Below are 25122 nucleotides of genomic sequence, written 5' to 3' on the forward strand. Positions count from 1 at the left end.
TATTTTCGAGCGTATTCGGAAGCTGGTGCGTCGTGGTAGCCGACGCGCCTATTGTTGCGCCCGCGCCGGCTCGAAAAATCGGTAATTTTTGCTGCACTCTTTGTTTGTCCGCTCGGCGGCCGATCCCTGCTTAAAAAAGCGAATTGATCAACGCATCCTTAGGCAATCTCAATCTCATCAAGATTTGAAAGTTCCATTTGCAAAAATGCTTTCACCACTTGCATAACAGATGGCTCAAGAATGAATTCATATTCAAATAAATTCTCTTCGGATTTAAAATAAAATGTATTTCCTTTAGAGCCAAATGCTGACAAGGGAAACCGTTTCCATGGTCTAGGTATGATAAAGAAAAATTCTCCATCCTCACCAAATAAAGTTAGATAATCGGTGCCCTTTTCAGGATTTCGAATATTCGAGTTAGCCGAAATTTCACCTTCATCGAAGAGCAAAACAACTGGTTGAAAATCATTTTCACCAAAAAAGAATGCCTTTCCATGAAATGCATGGAAAAATCTTAAAAAGTTTTTTTCACGCTCCCTGCCTATTGATATATCAAAAGAAACGTCTTTCCCTTGATAAAAACAATCAAATGTCATTTTTGAGTAATCTGGCGAGAACTGTAAATTTTTTATTGGAATTAAATCACGTTCACCATATGGATTTTGATCTACTTCAAATAAGCATGTATCTGGGTTGTAATAAAACGATAAACCACAAACAATATTTAGCTCTACCGAGCGTGGCGTACATGAAAATTTTGATTCGTTAATTTTACGTATTTTTTTTAACATGTTTTTTCCCTTTCCAAGGCCTCCCATGATTTATTAGATCGATTGATGTCGCCTTTTTTATGCGTTCTATTGATTTCGCCAATTTCCTCTTCCAAGGTATCAAATGCTGAAGAAGGAATTTTCATTTTTTCCATAATAATCACATTGGCGACTGTTTTCGGCATTGTTACGCTGGAGGCACCACCTTTCTTCAGCAAAGCAAATATATTCTCTCGGCACTCAGAACAAACACCAACTGGCTTAATTACGTTATTTTCCTTCCCAACCACATCGTGAATAATGACATCTTCACCATCAAAACCTCCGCCTTTGTTCATGAACCAATTCAGGCCAACTATTTCGGCGTGCATATTTTTTTTGCTAGAAAATTCCTTTGTTACTTCACCGACTGTAATTTTGACCTTTGCACCACTTAGGGGCCATAAGCCCAACGGGTCCACCCACCTTGTCGGATTCGGCGCATATTGATAGAGATTATCCCCCCCTGCCAATCCAATCGGGTCTTGCCCAACGAACTGGCCGATATCTGCATCGTAATACCGGTATCGGTTGTAATGCAATCCGGTCTCGACGTCAAAATATTGCCCCTGTAGTCGGATGGGATTGTCCACAATATCCACATGCAATCTTTGTACCGCCCCCCAGGCAGTGTGACTGACAGACCATACCACCTGTCCGTCTTGATCCGTCAATCTGGTCGGACAGCCGTTGGGGTCAACGTGATAGTGAAAGACACAGCTATCAGGTCGATCACCTAATGACTTTGTATCGCTGATGTTGATCTCCCGTCGGGTAACTACCGCTACGTCTGGTACAACAACAGCTGGCGTGAACACAGGTGGCGGCGTGCTAGAACTGCCGCCCAACTGCATTCCGGCTCCCAAACCAATACGGTCCGATCCACTAGTATTGGTGAGACTAGTTTGGCGACTGCCCTCTGAGATCAACGGAGTGGCTTCGCCATGCTGACCGAGCCTGACACTGCCCAATTCGCCCATCCCGCTTAATACCACGCCTCCCATACCACCAACGGCAACCGCCTGTGAATCTGACGAGACCTGGGGTACCGGCTTTGTTATAGAGGGAGGAGCTGGCGCTATTGGCATTTGTCCAACCGGAGGCGATGCTGCTTTTATTGCTGTCGCATGAGCTGGCCGTTTGGCGACTTTGGCCTGCCGATCAATCAACGCCAGCGGCACAAAGGTGCCGGGGTAATAGGCATACTCCCGTACCTGGGCATGCAACGTCTTCAGAGCAGTAAGCCGCTTGCGCGCCGCCATGAAATCGGCCACATTGCCAGTCGACCAGATGTCCACGCTCTGGGTATCGTTGGCTTGCTTCACCTCTCCCAGCAAGGCGTCACCTTCCCAGAAGAACCAGGTGGTGTGGGTCTGGTTGCGTTTGAACACCCGTCGCCCGAGCGAATCGTAACCGTAGCGGGTCGTCTGGCCCGCCTGGCTGCTTCCGATCAGGCGCTGGTTGGCGTCCCAACGCAATTGCAAAGTGGAATCGGTCGCCGACGGATTGGCTGAGGAGGTTGGGCTGGTACCGCGCCGGATCAGGTTGCCAGCACGATCGAACACATAGTGCGTGCCTTCATGGCTGCCTTCGCGGCTCCACAGGACTTCGGCCTGACCTTCAGCGCCTGCGGCCTGCTGCATCTCCATCTGCCGGATCCGCGTGCGCAGGCGGTCGCCGGCCGGGTCGTTGAGGAATTCCGTCACGCGTCCGGCAGGATCGGTATGGTGCAGGAGGTTACCCAGCGGGTCGTAGTGGTACAGGTCGCTGCCGTGTTCGCTGTCGTTGCGCCGGGTCTGGTTGCTGGCACGGTCGTACTCGTAGCTGGTCGCGAACAGCGGCATATGGTCACATAGCACGGTCTGGGCAGTCAGGTGACTGGCCGCGTCATAGCACAGCTGGCGCTGGACACTGTTGCTCAACTGCTCTTTGACCGGGCGCCCCAGCGTATCGCGTTCGATCAGGATGGGCGGCTCATCATTGATGACGATGGTTGCCACCAGATTGCGCAAGTCATAGGTGGCGACGATCTGGTTGCCGGCGCTGGTTTGCCGCGACAGTCGGTTACCGACTTCGTCGTAGCGGTATTCGATCTGGAAGCCGTCCTGTACTTCTTCGCTAAGACGGCCGTCAGCGTCGAACTTGCACAGGATGTGCCGATGCGGATTGCGCATCTCGACCAGAGCACCGTTCTTGTCGTAGCTGAAGGTTTCGTGGATTTGCTGGGCCGGATGGTCGCTGTCGGGCAAGGTTTTTTTGGTGATGCGGCCCAGCTTATCGGTGGTGTAGGCGATGATATGCCCCAGCGGATCGGTGGCGCTCAGCAGGTTGCCGCCAGCGTCATAGCGGTAGTGACGCGGCTGTCCCCAATAATCGACTTCTTCAACAACCCGGCCCAGAGCATCGCGCTTGAGCTGATAGCTTTCCTGACGCTGGTTGACCAAGCCGACCAGTTGCTCTTCGGTGTCATAGAGATACTGCATGGCGTAGCCGTCGGACTGCACGCGCCTGGTAACTTGACCGGTACCGAAATATTCCAGTCGGGTCCGCGTACCATTTTGGTTGGTGTAGCTAATCAGTTGATCTCGTGCGTTGTAGTCGCAATGGATGCTGGCGCCGCCCTGTTGCAGTGCCTGCAGCAGACGGCCTTTGACGTCATAGCGATATTCGGTGACGTCACCAATAGGATCAGTGCGACGTTTCAAATGACCCAGTGCGTTATGTTCGAAAAAACTGTGGTGACCGAGGGCGTCGGTCAACCGCGCTAGATTGCCGTAGCGATCAAAAGCCAGCACAGTGACGGCGCCACGCGGGTTGATTCGAGAGAGCAGTTGACCGTGGGCGTCGTAGGTAAAACGTGCACGGGCGCCCGTCGGAGAGCTCTGCTCCAGCAGCAAGCCGCGCTCATCCCAACTCTGTCGCCAGTGCTGGCCGAGCGGGTCGACCACTTCGGTCATGCGATTGACGTCATCGAAGACCATGACGGTGGCGGTGCCGTCGGCTTGCACTACCTTGAGCAGATTGCCGCGCTCGTCATAGTCAAATTCGGTGCGCGCGCCGACCGGATCGACTACCGCCGTGGTGCGGCCCACCTCGTCATATTCAAAGATGGTGACGCCGCCCAGCGGGTCGATTTCGCATAACGGCAGGTTGTTCTCATCGAACTTGATCAGCGAGGTATGACCCAGCGAGTCGGTGACTTCTGTTTCACGAAGCAGTTCGTTGTAGGCGAACCGGTAGTCATGCAGTCCGTGATCTCCCCAGGCGTGCACTACCCGCCATTCTCTGTCGTAGGCGTAGTGAAAGGACAGACCGAGGCGGTCGGCGTGGCACACCATGTGGTGACGGTCGTACTCAAAAGTACGGGCAGCGTTGAGCGCATCGAGCGCGGCGACCAGGTCCCGGTTCTGATATTTGTACGCCACCAGCGAGTGGGTCAGGCCGGTGGCGGGATCATGCAAGCTTAATTGATGAATTTTTCCATCGAGTTCATGCACTTCGATGAAGCGGCCCGGCAAGCCGTCGATGCCGCTTTCCACGATGCGGGTCAGATGGCCGTCGACACGTTCGAAGCGCCAGTGATTGCCGCACAGGTCTTCGATCCGTTCGATCTGCAGGTGCAGGGCTTGATGCAGCGGCGCGACATTGGCGGCCGACTTGCCGAAGACGTAGCGCAGATCGTCCTTGGTCAGCACTTGCAGTACGTCAGTTCCGCCCTCCTGCACCCAGATCAACCTTGCGCCATCGACAAATTCGATCACGGCATGCTCGGCACCGATGGCGGCGGGCAGCTGCGGAAAGACTGCGGCACCGTTGGATTCGAAGAACAGGACAGTGCCGTCAGCGTCGATTTCCAGGCGGAAGTCGGCTGGGCTCTGCCAGCCGTGGCCGCACATGCCGTCATGGCTATTGGCCGATGAATAGTCGCGGCTCCAGCTCAACGGTAAGCGACCTGGTATCGAAAAATCTTCATGCGAAACGGCGACGCTGCCATCGCGAATATCGACCGGCTCCGCGCGCAATACCTTGCACTTCAGGAAGCCGGACTCCATATTCTCGAACAGCTTCTTGTATTTCGCTTTAAGGGCGTCGGCGGCGCGCTTGAAAGCTTTGGTCTCGCGCAGAGCCTTTAAGCCTTTACCCAGGCCTTTGGCCAGGCCCGCCAGCGCCAGCTGGGCGGCGATTCCCTCCAATGCCTCCATAATACTCGGCGGGCCGCCAACGAAGACGGTGTCGGGTATCGCTAGGTTGACCGACGTCGGCAGGGTCATCGACATATGCGGTTCGGCCGATTTCTTGAGCCGGAACGGAGGCACCATGCCGACCACGCTGCAATCGAGCACCGGCATGCCCAGGCGCGAAAATGGCGAGCCATCGGCCAGCACGGTCTTGCTGCCCATGAAGATCTGATCGTCAAACTGCGGCCCCTCGGGAGTGCGCAACGGCGGCATCCACACTCCCAGGGGGATGTGGACCGACAAGCCTTGGGTGCCAGCCGTGGCACGCTTGACGCCGGCCACCTGCACCGTGGCGCCGATGAACGGCAGGTAGTCGAACGGATCCAGCACAATGGAGATATGCGCCGTAGGCAGCGGCCCCGGCGGCATCTCGTACATGTGGATATCGATGCCGATCTGCGGATCGAAATGTTTGGCGGCGTTGGTCATGGGCGCTTTCCTATCAGGCTGTTGCGGCGGCGCCCAACGTCTCCGCGGCATGCGCGTTTGGATTGGCGGCTAGCGGGCCGTCGATCACGCCGGAGGAATCAGGCAGCTTGGTGAATTGCGGCGGCTCGCTCCATTGCGGGACGTCTTTATCGAGCGGATGCTTGACTTCCGGCAGTCCGTTCCAGAGCGGATTGAGCAGCTCGCGCGCCAACGCCACCACCTTGCGGAAATATTCGTCGCCGCCGGCGATCAGCTGTTCGCGCTCCTGGCGCTGGCGCTGGAAGCTGCTTTCAAAGCGTATATGCATAGCGTTTTCGATTTTTTCCAGGTCGCTGGCTTGCGGCTGTGCGCCCAGCTTGGCGGCTTGCTGTTCCGCTAGCAAATGCGCGGTAGAGATGGCGGCCTGGTAGTCGCTCGCGCTGCGTTCCAGTTTTGCGGTGCGCGCCGGGTCCTGTACGCGTAGCAAGTCATGCAGGGCCAGCGCCATGGTGGTGAGCGGACGTTCGGCCGGGCTCACTGCCTTGGCGGCGCGCAAAGCCAGCGCGCCGTGCTCGCGCGCCGGCTGCTGCTGGCCGTTCTGCGCATAGCAGTAGGCGGCCATGCGGAAGCCTTCGATTTCAAACATGGGATTCGGTACGCGCTGCGCCTGTTCGGCCGCGCTGCGATAGGCTTGCGCGGCGCGTTCTGGTTCTTTCGCCACCAGCCATACACCGGCTTCGCCGAACCAGGTTTGCATGATCAGGTCGGCGCCCATCGGATGCTTGCTTTGCTCGGCCTCGGTCGCGCAGGCGCGGGCGTCGCGATAGCGCTTGATGGCGTCGGCATAGTTTTTTTCCTTGAGGTGGGCGCCGGCGACCGCCATCTGCAGCACTACCTGCTGGTCCGGCCATTGTTCGCGCTGCGCGATCTCCATCGCTTTTTCGGCGCGTGCGGCAGTTTGCGCGGCGCTGCCCTTTTCCACCAGGGTGATGACATCGGTAAGCAGCTGGCGATACGCCACGGTAGGACCGGCGCCGCCGGCCTGGGCCACGGTTTCGCGGGCGATGTCAAACATGTCGATGGGCGCTTCGACCACACGCACGCGGTCGCCATGGCGCTGCGCCAGCGCCTGCCAGCGTTGATCAGTGACCGTATCCACCAGCACCAGCCGCACGCCGGCGCCATCCGCCGTCAATGCGGGGCTGCGCAGCGCGGCATCCAGCCAAGCTTCCCAGGCTTCCTGGCTGGTGACCGGATGCGGCGCCAGTACTGCCGCGACATAGCGCAGATGTTCCAGCTGAGCGTGGTGGTAACTGGCAAACGATGCCAGCGTGGTCATCACGCCGGCGGCCGAATCGTGTTGCGGCGTCTGTGTAACGGACCAGTCGGTAGTCACGCCTTGCTCGTGCAGGCTGTCCTTGCTGTCGATATAGTTTTGCACCAGCGACTGGCGCAGCGCGCGGCTGTAGCCGAAACTGGTCTCGAACGCGGCATCGAAGCGCAGGAAAAGATCCGGCGTGGTCCAATCGCCGGGATGCTGCTGTATTTCGAAAAATGCCTGCAGCATGCGGTCGGCATTGGCGGGAATGCGCCATACCAGCACTCTCATGCGTGGGTCCTGGGTGTGTTCCAGCCACAGATCGCGCAGGGTCGCGACTCTTTTTTCGACAGGATTCTTAGCCATGCTGGCCCCCTCTCAATAATGCTTAACTGTTCAGATTGATCTTGCTGCCGTTGATCGACACGCCTCCGCCGTTGACCTTGATAGTCGAGCCGCCTGCGGTAATCGTGATTTCGCCGCCATCGATGCTGATGCCGGCGCCGCCGACGATCAGGTCGACCTTGCTGCCGGAAACAATGGTCTGGTTGGAGCCCGAATACTGCGTGTGGGTACCAGATACTTCGTGCTGCATATCGCCCGTCACCGACAACAAACGAGGGCCGGTATTGCTGTCCGTTACCTCGCCCGTGACCGTACGCTTATCGAGCCCGGTCACCGTCACTTCGCGGCCGGTACGCATGGTCTGGTTGACCGCGCCGTTGACGGTGTGCGTGAGCGTGCCGCTGATATCGTGTTTCCAGTCACCGTTGGTATTGCCGCTATAGTTGCCGATCAGCGTGTTGCTGTGATTGCCGGTAATGTTTTCGGTATAGCCCGCCGCGGTGATGGTCCGCGTCTGGCCGGCATTATAGGTTTGCGTCACCGCACCGGTCACCGTGGCGGTCGAGGCGCCGGTCACTGTGCGGGTATCGGTGCCGGTCACGGTCGCGCCGCGATTGCCGCCCACCGAGATATCCTGGTTGGCGCCGACATTCAGGCTGTGGTTGACGGCGACCGTGGTCGCCTTGTTGTTCTTGACTGTGCTGTTGTGATCGTTCAGCACCGTCACCGCCATATCCTTCTGGGCGTGCATGTTGAGCAGTTCGCCGCCGGCCGTATCGTGCATGGTGACTTCGTTGAAGCCGCCGCCGCGCACGGTCTTGGAGCGCATGCCGCTGACTTCCTGGCCGAAAGGCGGCATGTTGTCGGCGTTGTAGACGCGGCCGGTGATGATGGGCCGGTCCGGATTGCCGTCGAGGAAATCGACCACCACTTCCTGGCCGATGCGCGGCGCCGATACCCCGCCCATACCGGCCCCGGCCCACGGGCTGGCGACCCGCACCCAGCAGGAGCTCTGGTCGTTGAACTGGCCCAGGCGGTCCCAGTGGAACTGCAATTTGACGCGGCCGTATTTGTCGTGCCAGATCTCCTCGCCTTTCGGCCCCACCACGGTCGCAGTCTGCGGCCCCGGCATCCGTGGCCTGACTGTATCGCGCGTGGGGCGGAAAGGAATCTTGCGGCGCAAGGCGGTGACCTCGACACGGTAGATGCAATCCTGGGCGGTGCTGAAATCGCTGGCGAAATTATTCCGGGCGTCATGCGTGATCTGCAGGGCGATGAAACGGTGCTCGGTGGCGTCGTCGCTCTCATGCTCGAAATGGCCTTGCAGATCGAAATAGCGGCCAACGACCAGTTCACGATAAGTGCCGGAGCCTTCGAACAGCTTGGTCTGCCAGCCCGCTTCCTCGGCGCGCACCGCGCTCAGTTGCTCGCCGACCGCGCTATTGCCGTAGCTGGCGGAACCGTCGTAGGCATAGCGCTCGAACTGCGGCAGGTTGCCGCGCGGGACATCGGTTTTCTGCTCCACGGCCAGCGGATTGCGCGGCTGCTTGAAATCGAAACTCTTGATGCTGTGCACGGTGGCGCCGACCCGACGCCGCGGCCGCCAGTCGTCCAGCACGTCGCTGGCCTGCAGTTCCGGGTTCGGCTGGAAACGCACTGTCGCATCGTCTTCCAGCGGCAGGGATTGGGTGGAATCGTCGGCCAGCACCAGCTTATGGCCGCTCTCGCCATGCTCGAAACTATAGTAGATGCCGGCATCCTCCAGCAACCGCGAGACGAAGCTGAAATCGGATTCGTTGTATTGCACGCAGTAAGACAGTTTCGGATAGCGGCTGGCGATCAGGTCGAAGCGGTAGTCGGCCAGTTGGCCGTATTTGTGGAACACTTCCTGGGCGATATCGAGTACCGACAGATCCTGGAACACGCGGCAGTTGCTGGCGTAGTCGAGGAAAGAAAACCAGGGCGCCAGCTGCGCCTGGTAAGTGGCCATGCCGCCATCGCTGCCGGTGCGCGCGAATTCGCGCACGAAACCATGGAAATGGCGTTCGCTGGACTTGGTCTGCATGGTCAGCAGCAGCGGCTGGCCAACCAGCTGCTTTAGCTCAAGCTGCTCGTAGGGCGACAATAACTCCAGCGTCAGGTCGAAGGGTTTGGATAGCGCTTCCGTGCCGTGCAAGCGATGCACCAGCAGCAGGTCGGCGTCCAGCGGCGTCTTGATACGGACCAGGCGGCGATCCTGGTTGAAGCGGCCGACGCGGGCCAGCATCGCAGAGGCGTTTGGATACATTGACATTCTCCGTTTCGCAAAAGGAATGGCTCTGCTGAGGATAGCTATTCAAGCCATGATCCCGAATGAGTTAGGCGCGGACACTGGCGCGCGTGGATACTTCATCGAACGACTGATCGGCAATATTATTGCCGGAAAGCAATTATATCGAGATTTGGGGGAAATGCGACATTCCGCGACAATAATTTACATTGCCAGGATTAGCGGTGAATAAGGCCAGGCAATTGCGCAGCCAGCCGGCAACCGGCTGCGGGAAGATACATGCGGAGAAACAGCTCAGATGGCGATGCCTGGCATCGCCCTGTTTGAATGTTTGCAGTGTGTTATTGCAGCGCGCCAAACGGCTTGGCGTCGCCGCCGGCATCGGTCGGCGCCGCGGCTTTGGCGGCACGCACGGCTTTCTTGCGCAACGGACGATTGGCCTTAGGCTTGGCTTCTGCCACTGCCGACGGATCAACCACGGTTTCTCCCAGGCTTTCGCGCAGCAGTTTTGTCTGACTTTGCGCGTCTGTCAGCACCGTGCCGTTCAAATCGCTCTGCGCGTTCAGGTCATTCAGGGCCTTGATCGACAGCTTGAGGCTGCCCAGGGCGACCACGCCGCGCGCATATTTGTCGGCTGGATCGCGTTGCAGCACTTCCAGTGCGTAGGCAACCGCGTCGCCATAGCTGCCGGCATCGTATTTGATCTGAGTCATGCGCAGCCATGGCGTTTTTTCGGTCGGACGGGCCTGTGCTACGTCCTTGAGCACTTTGATTTCCTGGTCGGCTGCACTGTTCTTCTGCGCCGTATCCGCCACGGCAGGAGCGGTGGCAGCGGCCGATGCGGCCAGCGGCAGCATCAGGCAGCTCATGGCAACGCTGCAGATCAGTTTGTTTTTCCAATGATTCATAGTCCCTTACTCACTTTCTTAAAAATATTAAAACCGAGGCAGCACGGCACAGCCGTTTCACATATGACAATCATAATCGGCTATTAACCGCCGCTACGACTATTGCCGCCTAATTAACAAATAATGACAATTCACGCAGGTGCAACGACCGCTTTCTCAACATGAGATCTCGGTTTTCACCTGTCGATAACAATCCGGGCTCCGGCATCGCATAGCGAGCAACAGCAACTGATCAATACATGCACTGTGGACACATGTTACTACGGAAACATATCCTTTTCCTTTTTGACACCCGCATCGCATACAAGCTACAGAAAAACCACAACTGGTGACATTGGCAATTTACCTATCGTTTTTAAAGCCCTGGGGACACACTGGAGTATGATTGCACCGAGGAAATGTCAGCATTTGTCCGGCGTTTCATGTAATGTATTGGCAAGATTTTATTTACTGTTGCGATATATTCCCGGTCAGGGGCGGCAACGGGTTTCTCCTCGATCCGGCGACTGCAACCTTTCTTAGCTCGAATTATTTTTGTGGGTTTTCTTTTATGTTTTCTGTCGAACAATTACTTAATCCAATCAGTGACTCCGCACCTTGCGGCGCCGACCTGTCCTTTTCCAGCGACCTCGACGCCATCGCCCATGCACGCCGTTTCGACGACCCGTCGCTGGACCAGGGCGAGTGGATCACCGAACTGAAAGAAGCCGACTGGGGATTTGTGGTCGACAACTGCGCGCGCCTGATCGAAACCCAGAGCAAGGATTTGCGCCTGGCAGTCTGGCTAAGCGAAGCCAATGCCAAGGTGCGCCATTTCCGCGGACTGGCCGATGGCTATCTGCTGCTGGCCGGCTTGAGCGACCGCTTTTGGGACATGCTGTATCCGATACCGGACGACGACGATCAGGAACTGCGCATCGGCAATGTCGGCTGGCTATTGTCGCGCTCGGTGCAACTGGTGCGCGAAATCCCGCTCACCGAAGGCCGCGGCACGGCGTTTTCTACCATCGATTTCGAATCCGCGCGCATCCGCGCCGCCAATGAAGAACGCGGCAACAGCGATGGCGGTGACGGCGTCAAGCTGGCGGATGTGGAGTCGGCACGGCGCAAATCCTCTCCCGCTTACTATGAAAAACTGCTGGCCGACGCTAACGCTTGCCAGCAGGCGCTGCTGCAGCTGGAAAAATCGATAGATTTCCGGGTCGGCCAGGACGGCCCCGCTTTTTCCGCGGTCAAGGAAGCGCTGGAAAGCGTGATTGCAACCATTACCCGTTTCGCCCAGGAAGCCGGGATCAATACCCGCCCTGCAGCGCAAGCCAATGGCGCCGACACCCATGCCAACAATGGACAAAACGCGGGACAAAGCGCAGCCAAGATGCAACCGGAGGTGAACCAGGTGGAACAGCAGGAACCGCAAGCAACAGGCCTCAACGGCCCGATCCAGAATCGCACCCAGGCCCTGATGCAACTACGCCACGTGGCGGATTTCTTCCGCCGCACCGAGCCGCACAGCCCGGTTGCCTATCTCGCGGAAAAGGCCGCCCACTGGGGCGAGCTGCCGCTGCATCACTGGCTGCGCACGGTCATCAAGGATCCGGGATCGCTGGCGCATGTGGAAGAATTGCTGGGACTGCAGGGCGACAACCAGTCGCACGACCAGAACTGAGGTGCCGAGCGCAGCCACCTCAGTTTCGCCTGGTTTCTTTATTTACTGGGATACCCGGAACTCAATCCGGCGGTTGCGCGAGCGGCCGTCGGCGGTATCGTTGGTCATGATCGGCCGGTCCGGTCCCTGCCCCGAGGTGACGATCAGGTCGCCATTGATGCCCTTCTGCGCCAGATAATCCTTGACCGCATCGGCGCGCGCCTTGCTCAGCGCGATATTGCGCGCGCGCAGGCCCTGGTTGTCGGTATGGCCGATCACTTCCACCTTCTTGTCCTTCAGCTTCGACAGCGCCGCCGACATTTCGTCGAGGATGCGCATGCCGGAAGGCGTCAGCGTCGCTTGTCCGCTTTCGAATTCGATGGTGCGGTTGGCCAGCGTCTGGTCCAGCAAGCCCTGTTCTGAAGCCGATACCCGCAAGCCATTCTTGACCGTGTAGGTCGGATTCAAATTACCGGCGATTTCGCTGGCGATCTGCTGGCGCTGCGCTTCGTTGCTGACTTCGCCGTTGATGCTGACGGTGTTGCCGTCGATTTTCAGCTGGCCGCGGCTGACCTGCTTCAGGCTGGGATTGATCAGCTTTTGCACATAGCCGTTCCAGTTGGCCGGCGCCACCACCGAGCCGACCGAGATCTGGTCGACCACGCGGTCGGCGCCGTACAGTTCCTGCAACTTGCTCAGCGCGCTCTGTTTGCTGGCTTCGTCCGGCACGGTGCCGCTGACCAGGATCTGGCCGGGTTTGGGTGTCGCCACCGGGGGCGCCACATTTTGTGCCAGCGCCAGGTTCGACAGCAATAACGATGTCAGGGCAATGCTCAGATAACGCATGCGTCAGGCTCCAATAAATGCTTCACGAAACGAATCATGAGCCGATTTTAACGATAAGGTGGGTTGCGCCAGGTAGCTGGCGATTTTGGTGATGCTGTAGTCGGTGCTGACCTGTTCTTCGACCCAGTTGGCGTCCTCGAAAGAGATGTGGTGCTCCAGCGCCACCTGCGGATCCATGATGGCTTGCAGGGTGCGCGGCGAAGCGCCGCTGAAGCCGATCACCATCGCCGGCCGGTCGTTGATGCGGGTGACGAAGGTGGCCAGCTCAAAATTGCCGCGCAACAGGAAAGGCGTGATCAGGTGCAGCCAGTAGGACGCCACCAGGTTGCGGTACAGCGGATCCTCGGGCAATGGCATCACCAGGCTCTTTTCCAGGCGCGAGGAAGCGCTCGCCATCACCGGCTGCAACAGGATGCCGAGCGCCAGGATCAGGTGCCGCAAGGAACCCTTGAAGCCAGTGCTGCGCAACATGTTCTCCAGTCCGCCGACGGTCTGAATTTCCATGAAATCGGTGAACGCCGCGTGATAAGCGCCGCTGCCCAGCTGCAAAGGAATGCCGGTAGCGGTCAGGTTTTGCAGGGAAATCGCCGGATCGGTAGCCGCCACCACTTCGGATGCCTGGCTCTCCATACGGTTCCACAGGCGCGAAAAAGCCATCGGACTCTTGGCCGTGAAATCCTGCGGCTCGTCGATTTCCATGGTGCTGACGGCGAGGAAGGGAAAACGCCGGTTGGCCTGGTCGTTACTGGCGATCAGGTGGCCGGCGATGGCGCGCCGGCTGCGTGGGCCGATGAACGCGAAGTGCAGCGGACTGACGGCGTCGTAAGCGATCTTCCAGCGCGGCTCGGCCGACAGCAGGTCCATGGCTTGCGCCAGCCACTCGTCGAGAATCGACACCAGCGGCATGTTGTCGGTAGCCTTGATAAAATCGCCGCGGCTGGGGATTTTCCCGAAATAACCGATATTTGCCAACTTTTCTCCAACGCTCATTGTGCTGCCCCTCCTGCAGTTGCTACGCCTGCCGCAGTGGCCGCCGTTGCTGCTCCTGCTGCTCCTGCTGCTCCCGCTGTTGCCGTCGCCGCCGGTGACGCCGCAGCCGGATTGCTGACCGGGCTGGCGGCGCTGCCGACGATGGTCTCCGGCAGCTTCAGGCCACGGAAGCCCTGTCCTTGCTGGGCGCCGCCGTCCGGCGCCTTGGCGCTGACTTGCGGGCTGCTGATGATCTTCAGGTTGATCGGCACGGTGATATTTTCATTGGTCCAGCTGAGTTCGAAGTTACCGTCCTTGCGCTTGCGCACCGCCGTGTTGATCAGGCGTTCCAGGCCGAAACGGCCAGGCTGGTTGGCGATTTCGACGGTGCGGCCGTCAAACGTCACCGCCGTGATGCGGGCGCCTGCCACGCCTTGCGGATTAGGCCAGACAAAGTTGGTCCACTGCGCCTGGGTATTGCGGTAGCGCAGCTGCTGGCCATCGATCTCGATGGTGTACTCGGTGGTGCCGGCAGCCGGCAGCGCCTGGATCTGGAACACGGTTTGCGCATCGGCCGCAGCCCCGCCGCCGCCAGCCGCCGCGGCGCTGCTGGCGCCCAGCGGCGCAACCCAGCGCGCGAAGCTCGACACCATGGTCGGTGACAAGGTAATGCCCATGTCGGCCCAGGTCTTGGCCGCCAGCGTATCGCCACGGCGTACCACCAATGGTCCCATCGAGGCATTCACGAATTTCGCGATGCTGCCGTCCGGGCCGAAGGTCTGGCCGATCTCCGCGCTGGTCGCCTCGATCTTCGAATTGGCGGCAAACGGATATTTCTCGGCCAGGGTTTTCTCGAACGGAGCGTACACCTGCGCCGCCCAGGTGCGATTCATCTCAGCCTCGGTCGGTTTAATGGTGACGGCAAACGCCTGGATCAACGGCCGCACCAGGATCGGACGGATCGCCTGTTTCTGCGAATCGCTCATGCCGACCAGCATCTGCTCATCGACATATTTGAGCGCATCCGCCAGTTCCGAGCCGCTGCCGTTCAAGGTCTGCTGCATCAGCTGATTGGCGCCCGGACCGGTATCGCCCTGGTTCTTGATCTGGTTGAAGCGGGTCCGCAGTTTCGACAAGGTTTCCATATAGCCGCGCATCAGCGTGGCGTTATTGTCCTTGGCGCTCACCATGCGCGCCACGCCGGCAAATTCCTTGCCGACCGGCCCCATCGGCAGTGCTGTGCCATCGGGGTTGGCATTGACGTTGACATTCACATTAACCCCGGACGGCGCCTGCCGCAGGATGGTTTGCTTGAACCAGGCGACTACACCGCTTTGCGCGCGTCCCAGGCTATTGTTCAGCAGAGAGGGATTGTCCCACGAGGTCTGCTGGTAGACCGCGCTGACGAACTTGTTGATCGGCGAAGTGGACGGATCGCCGAAACGGTTCATGGCCTTGACCGCGTTGTCGAAGCCGCCGAGGTCGGCGATATTCGCGCCCTGCATGAACTTCTGCCATTCCTTGGCGTATTCGGTCTTGTACTGCGTGACCAGCGCCTTCTGGATCTGCTCCGGGCTGCCTTCCAGCGTCAGGTCGTCGCTGGAAGCGGTCTTCAGCACCCAGTCCGCGCTTTGCAATTCCTTGTTGGCGGCTTCCTTGAACGCGCCCTGGACGAACTTCTCCCAGGCGTCGCGTGTAAATGTTCCTGGAATCGCATAGCTGCCGACGATCAGTTCCTTGTCCTGTTCGCCGACGATGCTGGCCACCGTGATCGACGGGAAACGGGTCGAGGCGCGCGCCTTGATATCGGCATACACGCGATCCCTCGCCGCCATGCCGCGCACCACGCGGCGCAGGTTGTCGCGCGACTGGTCGACCAGGGTCAGCTTGCTTTCGACGGTCGGCCAGGACGGATCGCTGATTTGCGACAGGTAGAAACTCATCAGGCGTTCGGCGCTGCGGATCATCTGTTCACGCGTCATATTGCCGCGGTTGCTTTCCAGCCAGCCGCGCCAGAAGCGGGTCAGCTGATCGTTCAGATGGCTAGACTCGGCACGCTGGCGGTCGCTCAGCATCAGATAGGTTTTCAGGGCGTTGTAGCCGTCCTCGACATTGGTCGGCGAGGAATCCTTGTATTGCTGGGTAGCGCCGCTGCTGCCTGTCGCAACGGCTGCCTGGGCGCTGGCGCCCGCCACGGCGCCGCCAGCCGCGGGCTGGCCCGGCTGCGCGGCTGCTGCACCCGCCGCCGGCGCCGTCGCGCTGGTCAGCTGCACCGGATGCGACATCGGTTCCAGCTGTCCGGCATGCGCATTCATTTCAGACAGGAAGGATTCGATATTCGCCGTCACCGGCTTGAGCATGATGTCCTTGACGCCGGCGAAGTATTCTTCCCGCAGCTTCTGCTGCAGCAGGTCGCCCTGGTACAGGCCGAAGCCGAGCGACAGCGGACGGCTGTTGTCATATTTTTGCAATTGCTCGATGCGGTCTTGCAGGATTTCCATCGCTTCAAAGCGCGATTGCAGGTCGATCCGTTTTTCCTGCAGCTTGATGGCTTTGTCCAGGTCCGCCTGGACGTTGGCGGTCAGCTGGCGGTTGCCGATGTAGGACCAGCTCCAGCCGGCCAACGCCAGGCCGACGAAGGCGGTAGCAGCGAAGAACATGGTGTAGCGCAAGCGCGTCTTGTGGCGGCTGGCGTATTGCGACACCAGGTCCTTGTCGGCAAAAATCACTTTGCGGAACAGGTTGAGCAGGAAGAAGCCGTGCTTGGAGTGGATTTCCGGGCGCTCGATCGCTTGCAGCTTGAGATCGAAACGGTCGGCGATGCGTTCCGAGGAACTGCTGATGCCGCTGCCTTCCTGCAAGGCGCTGGTGAAATAGAAGCCGCGGAATACCGGCTTGAACTGGAACGGGTTTTCTTCAAACAAGGTGGCGATGAACGCGCGCAGGGAACTCTTCACCGCCGCGAATTCGAGCGGAAAAGTCAGCACGCCCGGCGGCAGGCGGTCACCGCGGTTCAGAGCCATATTGGCCAGGCTGATTTCCTTCAGGCCTTCAAACAATTCATCAAAGCGTTCATCGAAATGCGCCAGCACATCCTGGCTGCTGGTCTTTCTGTTGTACGGCAGGGTGGCGCCCCACACGCGGTCTTTTTCGCCGCGGTCCATGTCGACGAAGAATTCGGTAAAGCCGGTGATCAGGTCGGCCTTGGTGAACATCACGTAGACCGGCGCAAAGACTTCCAGTTTCTCGGTCAGCTCCTGCACGCGCTGGCGCAGGTTCTTGGCCAGGTTGATGCCGAACTCGGGCCTGTTGCCGGCCAGCTCGGCGACGCTGACGGCGATGATGATGCCGTTGATAGGCGCGCGGCTGCGGTGCTTTTTCAGCAGGCCGAGGAAGCTGAACCACTCGGCGCGGTCTTCCTCATGGACGGAATAGCGTCCTGCCGTATCCAGCAGGATGCCGTCGGTAGTGAAGAACCAGTCGCAATTGCGGGTGCCGCCTATGCCCTGCACGATATTGCTGTTCTTGTCGGCCAGCGGGAATTGCAGGCCGGAGTTGGCGACCGCCGTGCTTTTGCCGGCAGCCGGATTGCCGATGATCATGTACCACGGCAATTCATACAAGGCAGTGGCGCCGGATTTTTCACCGAGCTTGGAATTCTTGATGGTGGAAATCGCTTCCAGCATCCGCTTGCGGATGGTCTCAGTCTCGTCGCGGCCGACGGCGCTAGGCTTGTCGGCGGCTTTCTCCGCCTGCCCTTCCAGCATGTCGCTCAGGTTTTGCGACGCCTTTTTAGTACGCTGCTTGCGGTACAGCCAGACCAGGCCCCAGATCAGCAGCACCGCGACCAGGAAAATCACGACCCAGATGCCGTCGACCTGCAAGGCATCCGCGGCAAGAAAGAGAAAACAGGCCAGGGCCACAAAACCGACGATTGCCAGAGTGCGTGCATTCGTCAAAAATTGCCAAATTCGTTGCATAGGTATCAGTAATTAAGTAATTGATTCTTTTGAAAGTGATGCAAAACGGCAATTTCCACCGGCAGCCGTGACGATAGCCGATTCAGCGTCACGACTGCAGGTTGTTGCTTACTGTTGCTTTTACACAACAGAAAATCTGCCCTGTTCGACGCCGATATCCGCGCCTGACTGCATCAACCTAAACGGTAAATCTGGATTGCACTGCGAAACAGCTGCTTCATTTTTTCATTACCCCGGGCTTGCGGAACTCCACATGCCCCAGGTCCATCATTTTCCAGCGGCCGCCCCAGGTCAGTCCGACCGATTCAGCCACTTCGCCATACAGCTGATAACCGCGCATGGCCCACGGGTCTTTCTCCGTAATCACCAGCTTGCCGTTGCGCATGAACGCCGAATCGGCGGCCAAGCCATACTGGTGGTAACTCTGGAACGCCTTGGCGTTGGTCACGCTGCCACCCATCTGCGCCAGCGCATTCTGCCGCTCCGGACTGCGATACCCTTCGATAATCACCATGTCATAACCATGCTGCTCTTTCATGATCTTGAAAGTCATCAGCAGGCGCTGGGTGAAATCAGCATCCAGCTGCTGCCAGTTGCGGCTGGCGCTATCCAGCATCGGCCGCACCTGCGCCACTTCCTGGGTAGTAAACACCTCGGGCGGCAACGGTGGCGGCGGTACTAATTGCTCCCCTTCCAGCAGCGCGGCGATCTGCTGATTCACAACTTGCCCTGAATCATCATAGCTGCCCAGCATCGCTTTTCCACTCAACATCCAGGCAATTAACGGCGGAATCAGCACAACCGCCGTTCCTGCGAGTAGAATCAAATGATGTTTTTTAATAAACTGCCAAGTCGAGAGTCTCGACGCTTGCAGGTTTTGTGTAAAGGATTTTGTTGTCCTTGACCGGCGTTCTTTCCAGTTCTGGACCTGGGCGCCGAGTTGCTGCCGCCCTCTAAGCAGTGCCGAAAATACAATTTCACGGGCAGCCGGAAACAACAGCAGACCCGAGATGCCGCAGGCGAGTAGGAAATAAAGAGCAACGGCTAAGACCAACGCAAATACCTTTCGTGAATATTACCAAAAAAAAATTGTACTTTTTTGGTAATATATTGCCAGTTGACATATTTAGTTGTCAGAGAGTATACCTTATCAAACTGGGCGTCACGTCGGTCTGTGTTTAATACCTGACATTTGGAGAACTGTGTCTTGCAACCACCAGAAGAAACTGCGCGCGGCTCTGTAAAACCGAATTTGCTATCGGGTTCGACAGCGACAGACAATAGCAGCGGGAGCATCCTGAACGCCCTGGAGGGCAAGAACTCTCCTGCGAAAGGCATTGCGCAAAAGAAATCCGGCGTAGTGCGCGGCGCCGTCGTGCTGGCCTTGCTGGCAGCGATCGGCGCCGGCGGTTTTTTTGCCTGGAATCAACGCAGCGCCCAGCTTGCCGACGCCACCGCGGCCAGCGCACCTACGCCGGCCGCACCAAAAGAATTGCCGTCGAGCACTCCAGTCCTTGCCGCCAATACGCCCGCGCCTGAAAAAACCGAATCGCAAGCTGCGGTCATCGAAAACGATCCAGCCACCCACACTGAGAAATCCGATGCCGCTGCCGACGCGGCGCCTGCCGATCCGCGCGCCAAGCTGACCGAGAGCCTGGAAGCCGGCGTGCCGGTGACTGCCACTTCGCTGAAGAGCGCGCTGGAGGAACCGAAGCCGGCAAAGGCGAAACCGGCCGCCAAGAGCGTGAATGCGCCGCTGGTGAATCGCAACGTGCCGGACAAAAAAGCAGTTGCGCAGAAGCCGGCAAAAGCAGCCAGCACGCCTCCCGACAGCGACGTGAATATCCTGAGCGCACTGGTGTCGCACGGCGACAGCGTGAACGAGCCGGCCAAGCCAGCTAAAGAGACGGCAAAATCCAGGCAGCAAGCCAAGAAAAAAGCGGCTGAACCTGTGCTGGCGCAAAACGCCTCTGACGGAGGACCCGATATCGTCGAACGCAAAAGCGGCGACAGCACCGCCGGCCTGTTGCTGCGCTGCCGGCAACTAGGCATGATCGAAGGCGAGCTGTGCCGCTGGCGTATTTGCTCCGGACGCTGGGATACCGATACGGCGTGCAAGGTAAATCGCTAAGCGCTTGCCAACGGCATCAATAAAAAAGGACACCGCCTGGTGTAATGCTGTTCAGTTAGGGCAGAACGACATGGCACTGCGTGGGCACGGAGTGCCCACGCAGTGCCGTGGAGATTTACGTCCCTGGGCATTCGCACCCGGGCTACGCGCCCCCGTCCTATCCGCGTGGGCACGGAGTGCCCGCCCTACCGGTGCTTTGTCGCGAGCTCAGGAAGCCCGCAGCACTTATCGCGCCGAATGCGAACAGCAGCGCCATCAGTTCGACCACACAAGCAGGGGCACAGCAACCGGCCGGATACAAAATCGCTACACAATTAATCATTCCTTACTGAAAATCGCTGCCGTAGGGTGGGCACTCCGTGCCCACGCAGTATCATGGATAATCGTGTCCCTGACATTCGCGCCCCGGCCCGTCCGCGTGGGCACGGAGTGCCCACCCTACCGGTGCTTTGTCGCGAACTCAGGAAGCCCGCAGCGCTTATCGCGCCGAATGCGAACAGCAGCGCCATCAGTTCGACCACACAAGCAGGGGCACAGCAACCGGCCGGATACAAAATCGCTACGCAATTAATCATTTCTTACTGAAAATCGCTGGCGTAGGGTGGGCACTCCGTGCCCACGCAGTATCGTGGATATTCGTGTCTCTGACATTCGTGCCCCGGCCCGTCCGCGTGGGCACGGAGTGCCCACCCTACGAATTCCGCAAATAAAAATGCCGTTCAGTCTTAACTGAACGGCATTACACCGCGTGGTGTCCATTTTTATTGTGGCTGCCGTCGTGATACGCGTAGCACAAGCAGTCTGCTGCGCGCATCGGAACGGAAAGCTGTATAGGAAGCTGCAAGGCGGCCTGTCGCTGCCGCCCTGCCCGATCCGGCCCCGCCCCGCTTCAGCGCACACTCACCTCGACCCGCCGCGCCTCGGCGTTGTCGCCGCTGCCGGTAGTCACTTGCGGCTTCTCCAGTACGATCGCGTCTTCCGCCACGCCGCCGATCAGCAACAGCGCCTTGACGCTCTTGGCGCGTTCCTTGGAGATTTCTTCATTCTTGGCCGGATCGCCGGTGGTGTCATGGAAGCCGCTCACCACCACTTTGGCGTCGGTCTTGGCCTTGGCCGCTTCGATGACCGGCGCCAGCTTTTCGCTGGTGTCGGCCGGCGCCTCCGACTTGCCCGATTCGAAATAGATCACCGCAGACGGCGCCGAAGCCGGCGCAGTCGCCGCTGCTGCTGCGCTGCCGGCGCTGGCCGTTTCAGCTGCGGGCGCCGTAACCGGCGCCGGCACCAGGATCACCTCCGGCCCTGCAACCGCCTGGTTCATGCCGCTCCCCGGCAGCAAAGGCACCAGCAGCAAGGCCACGATGTTGATGATCTTGATCAGCGGATTGACCGCCGGACCGGCCGTATCCTTGTAGGGATCGCCGACCGTGTCGCCGGTCACCGCCGCCTTGTGCGCCTCCGAACCCTTGCCGCCGTGGTTGCCGTCCTCGATATATTTCTTGGCATTGTCCCAGGCGCCGCCGCCGGTGGTCATGGAGATCGCCACGAACAGACCGGTGACGATGGTTCCCATCAGCAGGCCGCCCAGCGCCGCCGGGCCGAGGATCAGGCCAACCAGGATAGGTACCACCACCGGCAGCAGCGACGGGATGATCATTTCCTTGATCGCCGATGAAGTCAGCATGTCGACCGCCTTGTCGTACTCCGGCTTGCCGCTGCCGTCCATGATGCCCTTGATGTCGCGGAACTGGCGCCGCACTTCCACCACCACCGCGCCGGCGGCGCGGCCCACGGCTTCCATCGCCATCGCCCCGAACAGGTAGGGGATCAGGCCGCCGATGAAGAGGCCGACGATCACCAGCGGATTGGAGAGATCGAAGACGGTGCTCTTGCCGACCGAATCGAGGGCATGGGTGTAATCGGCGAACAGCACCAGCGCCGCCAGGCCGGCCGAGCCGATAGCATAGCCCTTGGTGACCGCCTTGGTGGTATTGCCGACCGCGTCCAGCGGATCGGTAATCGCCCGCACCGAATCCGGCAGGCCCGACATTTCGGCGATGCCGCCGGCGTTATCGGTGATCGGACCGTAGGCGTCCAGCGCCACGATGATGCCGGCCATCGACAGCATGGCAGTGGCAGCGATGGCGATGCCGTACAGGCCCGCCAGCCAATAAGACGCCAGAATGGCGACGCACACCGCCAGCACCGGATAGGCAGTCGATTTCATCGAGACGCCGAGACCGGCGATGATATTGGTGCCGTGGCCGGTGGTGGAGGCTTGCGCGATGTGGCGCACCGGCTTGAAATCGGTGCCGGTGTAATACTCGGTGATGTAGACCATCAAGCCGGTGAGGACGATGCCGATGAAGGCTGAGCCCATCAGCGGTATCCGCATTGGCTCCGGCAGGATCAGCCAGGTCACCACTGCAAAGCCGATCAGGCTCAGGATCGCCGCCCACCACAGGCCGGTATACAGCGCCGACATGATTTTCTTGCCCGGCTTGGCCTTGACCATGGAACAACCGATGATCGAGGCCAGGATGGAGACGCCGCCCAGGGCCAGCGGATACAGCACCGCCAGCAATTCGGCGCCATGCACCAGCAGCGAACCGAGCAGCATGGTGGCGATCAAGGTCACCACATAGGTTTCGAACAAGTCGGCCGCCATGCCGGCGCAGTCGCCGACATTGTCGCCGACGTTATCGGCGATCACCGCCGGATTGCGCGGGTCATCTTCCGGAATGCCGGCTTCCACCTTGCCCACCAGGTCGGCGCCGACGTCGGCGCCCTTGGTGAAGATGCCGCCGCCGAGACGGGCGAAAATCGAAATCAGCGAAGCGCCGAAAGCCAGTCCGATCAGCGGCCGGATGACATCATGCAGCGACGCGCTGGCAGGTCCGGTGAAGGCCAGCAGCCACAGGAAAAACAAGGTTACGCCGAGCAAGCCAAGGCCTACCACCAGCATGCCGGTGATGGCGCCGCCGCGGAAAGCGACGTTCAGCGCCGGCCCGATGCCCTTGGTGGCGGCTTGGGCGGTGCGCACATTGGCGCGCACCGAGACATTCATGCCGATGAAGCCGCAGGCGCCCGACAGCACCGCGCCGATCAGAAAGCCGGCGGCGGTCACCAGCCCCAGTCCCGGCAATATGGCAATCACGATGAACAGCACCGCGCCGACGATGGCGATGGTGCGGTACTGGCGCGCCAGGTAGGCGGCGGCGCCCTGCTGGATCGCGGCGGCAATTTCCTGCATGCGCGGATTACCAGGATCCTGCTTCAATATCCAACTGCGTGAAACCAGCCCGTAGATAACGGCAATGATGCCGCAAGCGACGGCAAACCATAGACTTGATGCCATGTTGACTCCTCCTGTTTTTCGAACGGCTGCACGACAAAATAAGACAATCACACCATTTCACCGGTCTGCGCGACACCAACTTGGCGCCTGCGATTCCCGGCCGATACCGCGTAATGCAAAATTTTTCGTTGCCCTTTTATTTTCAGTGAGATGCTTGGGCTGGCTTTGACGGGTTGCTGCTGCCTGAAGATTGGAGCTTGGATTTATTCTAAATGACTTTGTCGCAAAGTATTGATTAAAAGAAAAAGCGGACCGAAGTCCGCTTTCTTTATGCTTCCAATGCCGCAAACGCGCTGTCGCGTATCTGCTCGACCGGACCGACGCCGGCGATCTTGCGATACTTGGGCGCGCCCGGCAAGCCGGCCTTGGCCCAGTCGCCGTAGTAATTGACCAGCACTTCGGTCTGTTCGTGATACACGGACAAACGTTTCTTGACGGTTTCTTCCTTGTCGTCGTCGCGCTGGATCAGGTCTTCGCCGGTGACGTCGTCCTTGCCCGCCACTTTCGGCGGATTGAACTTGGCGTGGTAGGTACGGCCCGAGGACAGATGCACGCGGCGGCCGCTCATGCGTTCGATGATGGCGCTGTCGGGAACGTCAATTTCCAGCACGTAGTCGATAGACACGCCCGCTTCTTTCATGGCGTCTGCCTGCGGAATGGTGCGCGGGAAGCCGTCGAACAGGTAGCCGTTGGCGCAATCCGACTGTTTCAGGCGGTCCTTGACCAAGCCGATGATGATGTCGTCGGAGACCAGGCCGCCTGCATCCATCACCTTCTTCGCTTCAATGCCTAGCGGAGTGCCAGCCTTGACTGCTGCGCGCAACATGTCGCCCGTGGAAATCTGCGGAATGTTGAATTTCTCTTTAATGAAAGTCGCTTGCGTGCCTTTACCGGCACCAGGCGCTCCTAAAAGGATGAGGCGCATGTTGAAGTCCTAAGGTGAGTTTGTGAATTGATTGTGGCGACGGCGCACAGCGAACTGGCAGCGACGTCTCCTGAGATGCTTATTTATATCACGCTATCTTTGCATGAAACTTACCATACAATTTTACCAAACAGCGCGCTTTGCCCACGATTTGGGCACGTTTTCTGTTGGTTCAACGATGATTTTCTGTTATTTCCTGGTATTTCATGCAGTGAAAAAACGGCGCACCCGCTCCAGGTCTTCCGCCGTATCGACGCCAGGCGCCGGCGCCGCCGGCGCAATATGCACCGCAATCGGATAGCCGTGCCACAACACCCGCAGCTGCTCCAGCGCTTCGATCTGTTCCAGCGGCGACACTGCCAAAGTCGGGTAGGTTTGCAAAAAACCATTGCTGTAGGCGTACAAGCCGATATGCCGCAAAGGCTGGTAGCCGGCTGGCAGGCTCTGCTGCGTTTGCGCAAAACCGTCCCGGTGCCAGGGAATCGTCGCCCGTGAAAAATACAGGGCGCGCCCGGCCTGGTTCAGCACTACCTTGACCACATTCGGATTGAATATATCACTCACCGCATCGATGACATGGGCCGCGGTCGCCATCGGCACCTCGGCGCTGATCTGGGCGGCAGTGGCCGCGATCAGGGCCGGATCGATCATCGGTTCGTCGCCCTGCACGTTGACCACCACGGCATCGGCCGCCAGACCCAGCGCCGCCGCCACTTCCGCGATGCGGTCGGTGCCGGAAGGATGGTCGGCGCGCGTCAGCCGTGCGGCAATCCCATGCTGGGCGCAGACCGCCAGGATTTCCGCATGGTCGGTGGCCACGATCACCTGCGCCGCCCCGGATTGCGCAGCGCGCTCGGCGGTGCGCACGATCATCGGCTTGCCGCCGATGTCGGCCAGCGGCTTGTTGGGCAGGCGGGTGGAAGCCAGCCGCGCCGGAATGATGACCGTGAAAGGCTTGCTCGGACTCACAGTGTCT

Annotated in this window: 14 protein-coding genes; 2 read left to right on the plus strand and 12 right to left on the minus strand. The window is 59.2% G+C overall.

Features of this window, described 5'->3' with window-relative positions:
• Positions 1–158: 158 nt before the first annotated feature.
• The 5 genes from BCF11_RS03205 to BCF11_RS03230 all read right to left on the minus strand — a co-directional run bounded on the left by BCF11_RS03205 (position 159) and on the right by BCF11_RS03230 (position 10295).
• Entirely contained in the window at positions 159–791 is a 633-nt protein-coding gene (locus BCF11_RS03205; RefSeq protein WP_143751244.1) for a hypothetical protein, read from the minus strand.
• Positions 785–5476, minus strand: coding sequence for an RHS repeat-associated core domain-containing protein (locus BCF11_RS03210; RefSeq protein WP_098493458.1), 4692 nt, complete (start codon positions 5474–5476; stop codon positions 785–787). The genes BCF11_RS03205 and BCF11_RS03210 overlap by 7 nt, the downstream gene beginning before the upstream one ends.
• Positions 5477–5489: 13 nt before the next feature.
• Positions 5490–7139 carry a hypothetical protein gene (locus BCF11_RS03215; protein ID WP_098493459.1) on the minus strand — a complete coding sequence of 550 codons (1650 nt, stop codon included), beginning with the start codon at positions 7137–7139 and terminating at the stop codon, positions 5490–5492.
• Positions 7140–7161: 22 nt separating this feature from the next.
• Positions 7162–9405, minus strand: coding sequence for a type VI secretion system Vgr family protein (locus tag BCF11_RS03220; protein WP_233212346.1), 2244 nt, complete (start codon positions 9403–9405; stop codon positions 7162–7164).
• Positions 9406–9728: 323 nt separating this feature from the next.
• Positions 9729–10295: a hypothetical protein gene (locus tag BCF11_RS03230; protein ID WP_098493462.1), complete on the minus strand. Its 567-nt coding sequence runs from the start codon at positions 10293–10295 to the stop codon at positions 9729–9731.
• A gap of 550 nt (positions 10296–10845) precedes the next feature.
• On the opposite strand from BCF11_RS03230, the gene tssA reads away from it, so the two are divergent.
• Entirely contained in the window at positions 10846–11961 is a 1116-nt protein-coding gene (gene tssA, locus BCF11_RS03235) for a type VI secretion system protein TssA (protein WP_098493463.1), read from the plus strand.
• Positions 11962–12003: 42 nt separating this feature from the next.
• On the opposite strand, the gene BCF11_RS03240 is transcribed toward tssA, so the two are convergent.
• The 4 genes from BCF11_RS03240 to BCF11_RS03255 form a co-directional block, all read right to left on the minus strand.
• Positions 12004–12786: an OmpA family protein gene (locus BCF11_RS03240; protein ID WP_098493464.1), complete on the minus strand. Its 783-nt coding sequence runs from the start codon at positions 12784–12786 to the stop codon at positions 12004–12006.
• 3 nt (positions 12787–12789) lie between these two features.
• The gene (gene tagF, locus BCF11_RS03245; protein WP_098493465.1) at positions 12790–13776 is read right to left on the minus strand and encodes a type VI secretion system-associated protein TagF; all 987 of its coding nucleotides are present in this window, start codon (positions 13774–13776) and stop codon (positions 12790–12792) included.
• On the minus strand, positions 13773–17735 hold the full coding sequence (gene tssM, locus BCF11_RS03250) for a type VI secretion system membrane subunit TssM (RefSeq protein ID WP_098493466.1): 3963 nt from the start codon (positions 17733–17735) through the stop codon (positions 13773–13775). Before tssM ends, tagF begins: the two co-directional genes overlap by 4 nt.
• Before the next feature lie 217 nt (positions 17736–17952).
• Entirely contained in the window at positions 17953–18789 is an 837-nt protein-coding gene (locus tag BCF11_RS03255; protein ID WP_098493467.1) for a M15 family metallopeptidase, read from the minus strand.
• Between the two features lie 153 nt (positions 18790–18942).
• Between BCF11_RS03255 and BCF11_RS03260 the strand changes: the two genes are divergently transcribed.
• Positions 18943–19866, plus strand: coding sequence for a hypothetical protein (locus BCF11_RS03260; protein ID WP_098493468.1), 924 nt, complete (start codon positions 18943–18945; stop codon positions 19864–19866).
• An 889-nt stretch (positions 19867–20755) separates the two neighbouring features.
• Here the strand turns inward: BCF11_RS03260 and BCF11_RS03265 are convergent.
• The 3 genes from BCF11_RS03265 to kdsB form a co-directional block, all read right to left on the minus strand.
• Positions 20756–23221: a sodium-translocating pyrophosphatase gene (locus BCF11_RS03265; protein WP_098493469.1), complete on the minus strand. Its 2466-nt coding sequence runs from the start codon at positions 23219–23221 to the stop codon at positions 20756–20758.
• A 268-nt stretch (positions 23222–23489) separates the two neighbouring features.
• Entirely contained in the window at positions 23490–24146 is a 657-nt protein-coding gene (gene adk / locus BCF11_RS03270; protein ID WP_098493470.1) for an adenylate kinase, read from the minus strand.
• A gap of 204 nt (positions 24147–24350) precedes the next feature.
• Positions 24351–25115: a 3-deoxy-manno-octulosonate cytidylyltransferase gene (gene kdsB, locus BCF11_RS03275; RefSeq protein ID WP_098497297.1), complete on the minus strand. Its 765-nt coding sequence runs from the start codon at positions 25113–25115 to the stop codon at positions 24351–24353.
• Positions 25116–25122: the final 7 nt, after the last annotated feature.

Origin of the sequence: Collimonas sp. PA-H2 (genome assembly GCF_002564105.1) — a bacterium.
Taxonomy (GTDB): domain Bacteria; phylum Pseudomonadota; class Gammaproteobacteria; order Burkholderiales; family Burkholderiaceae_D; genus Collimonas.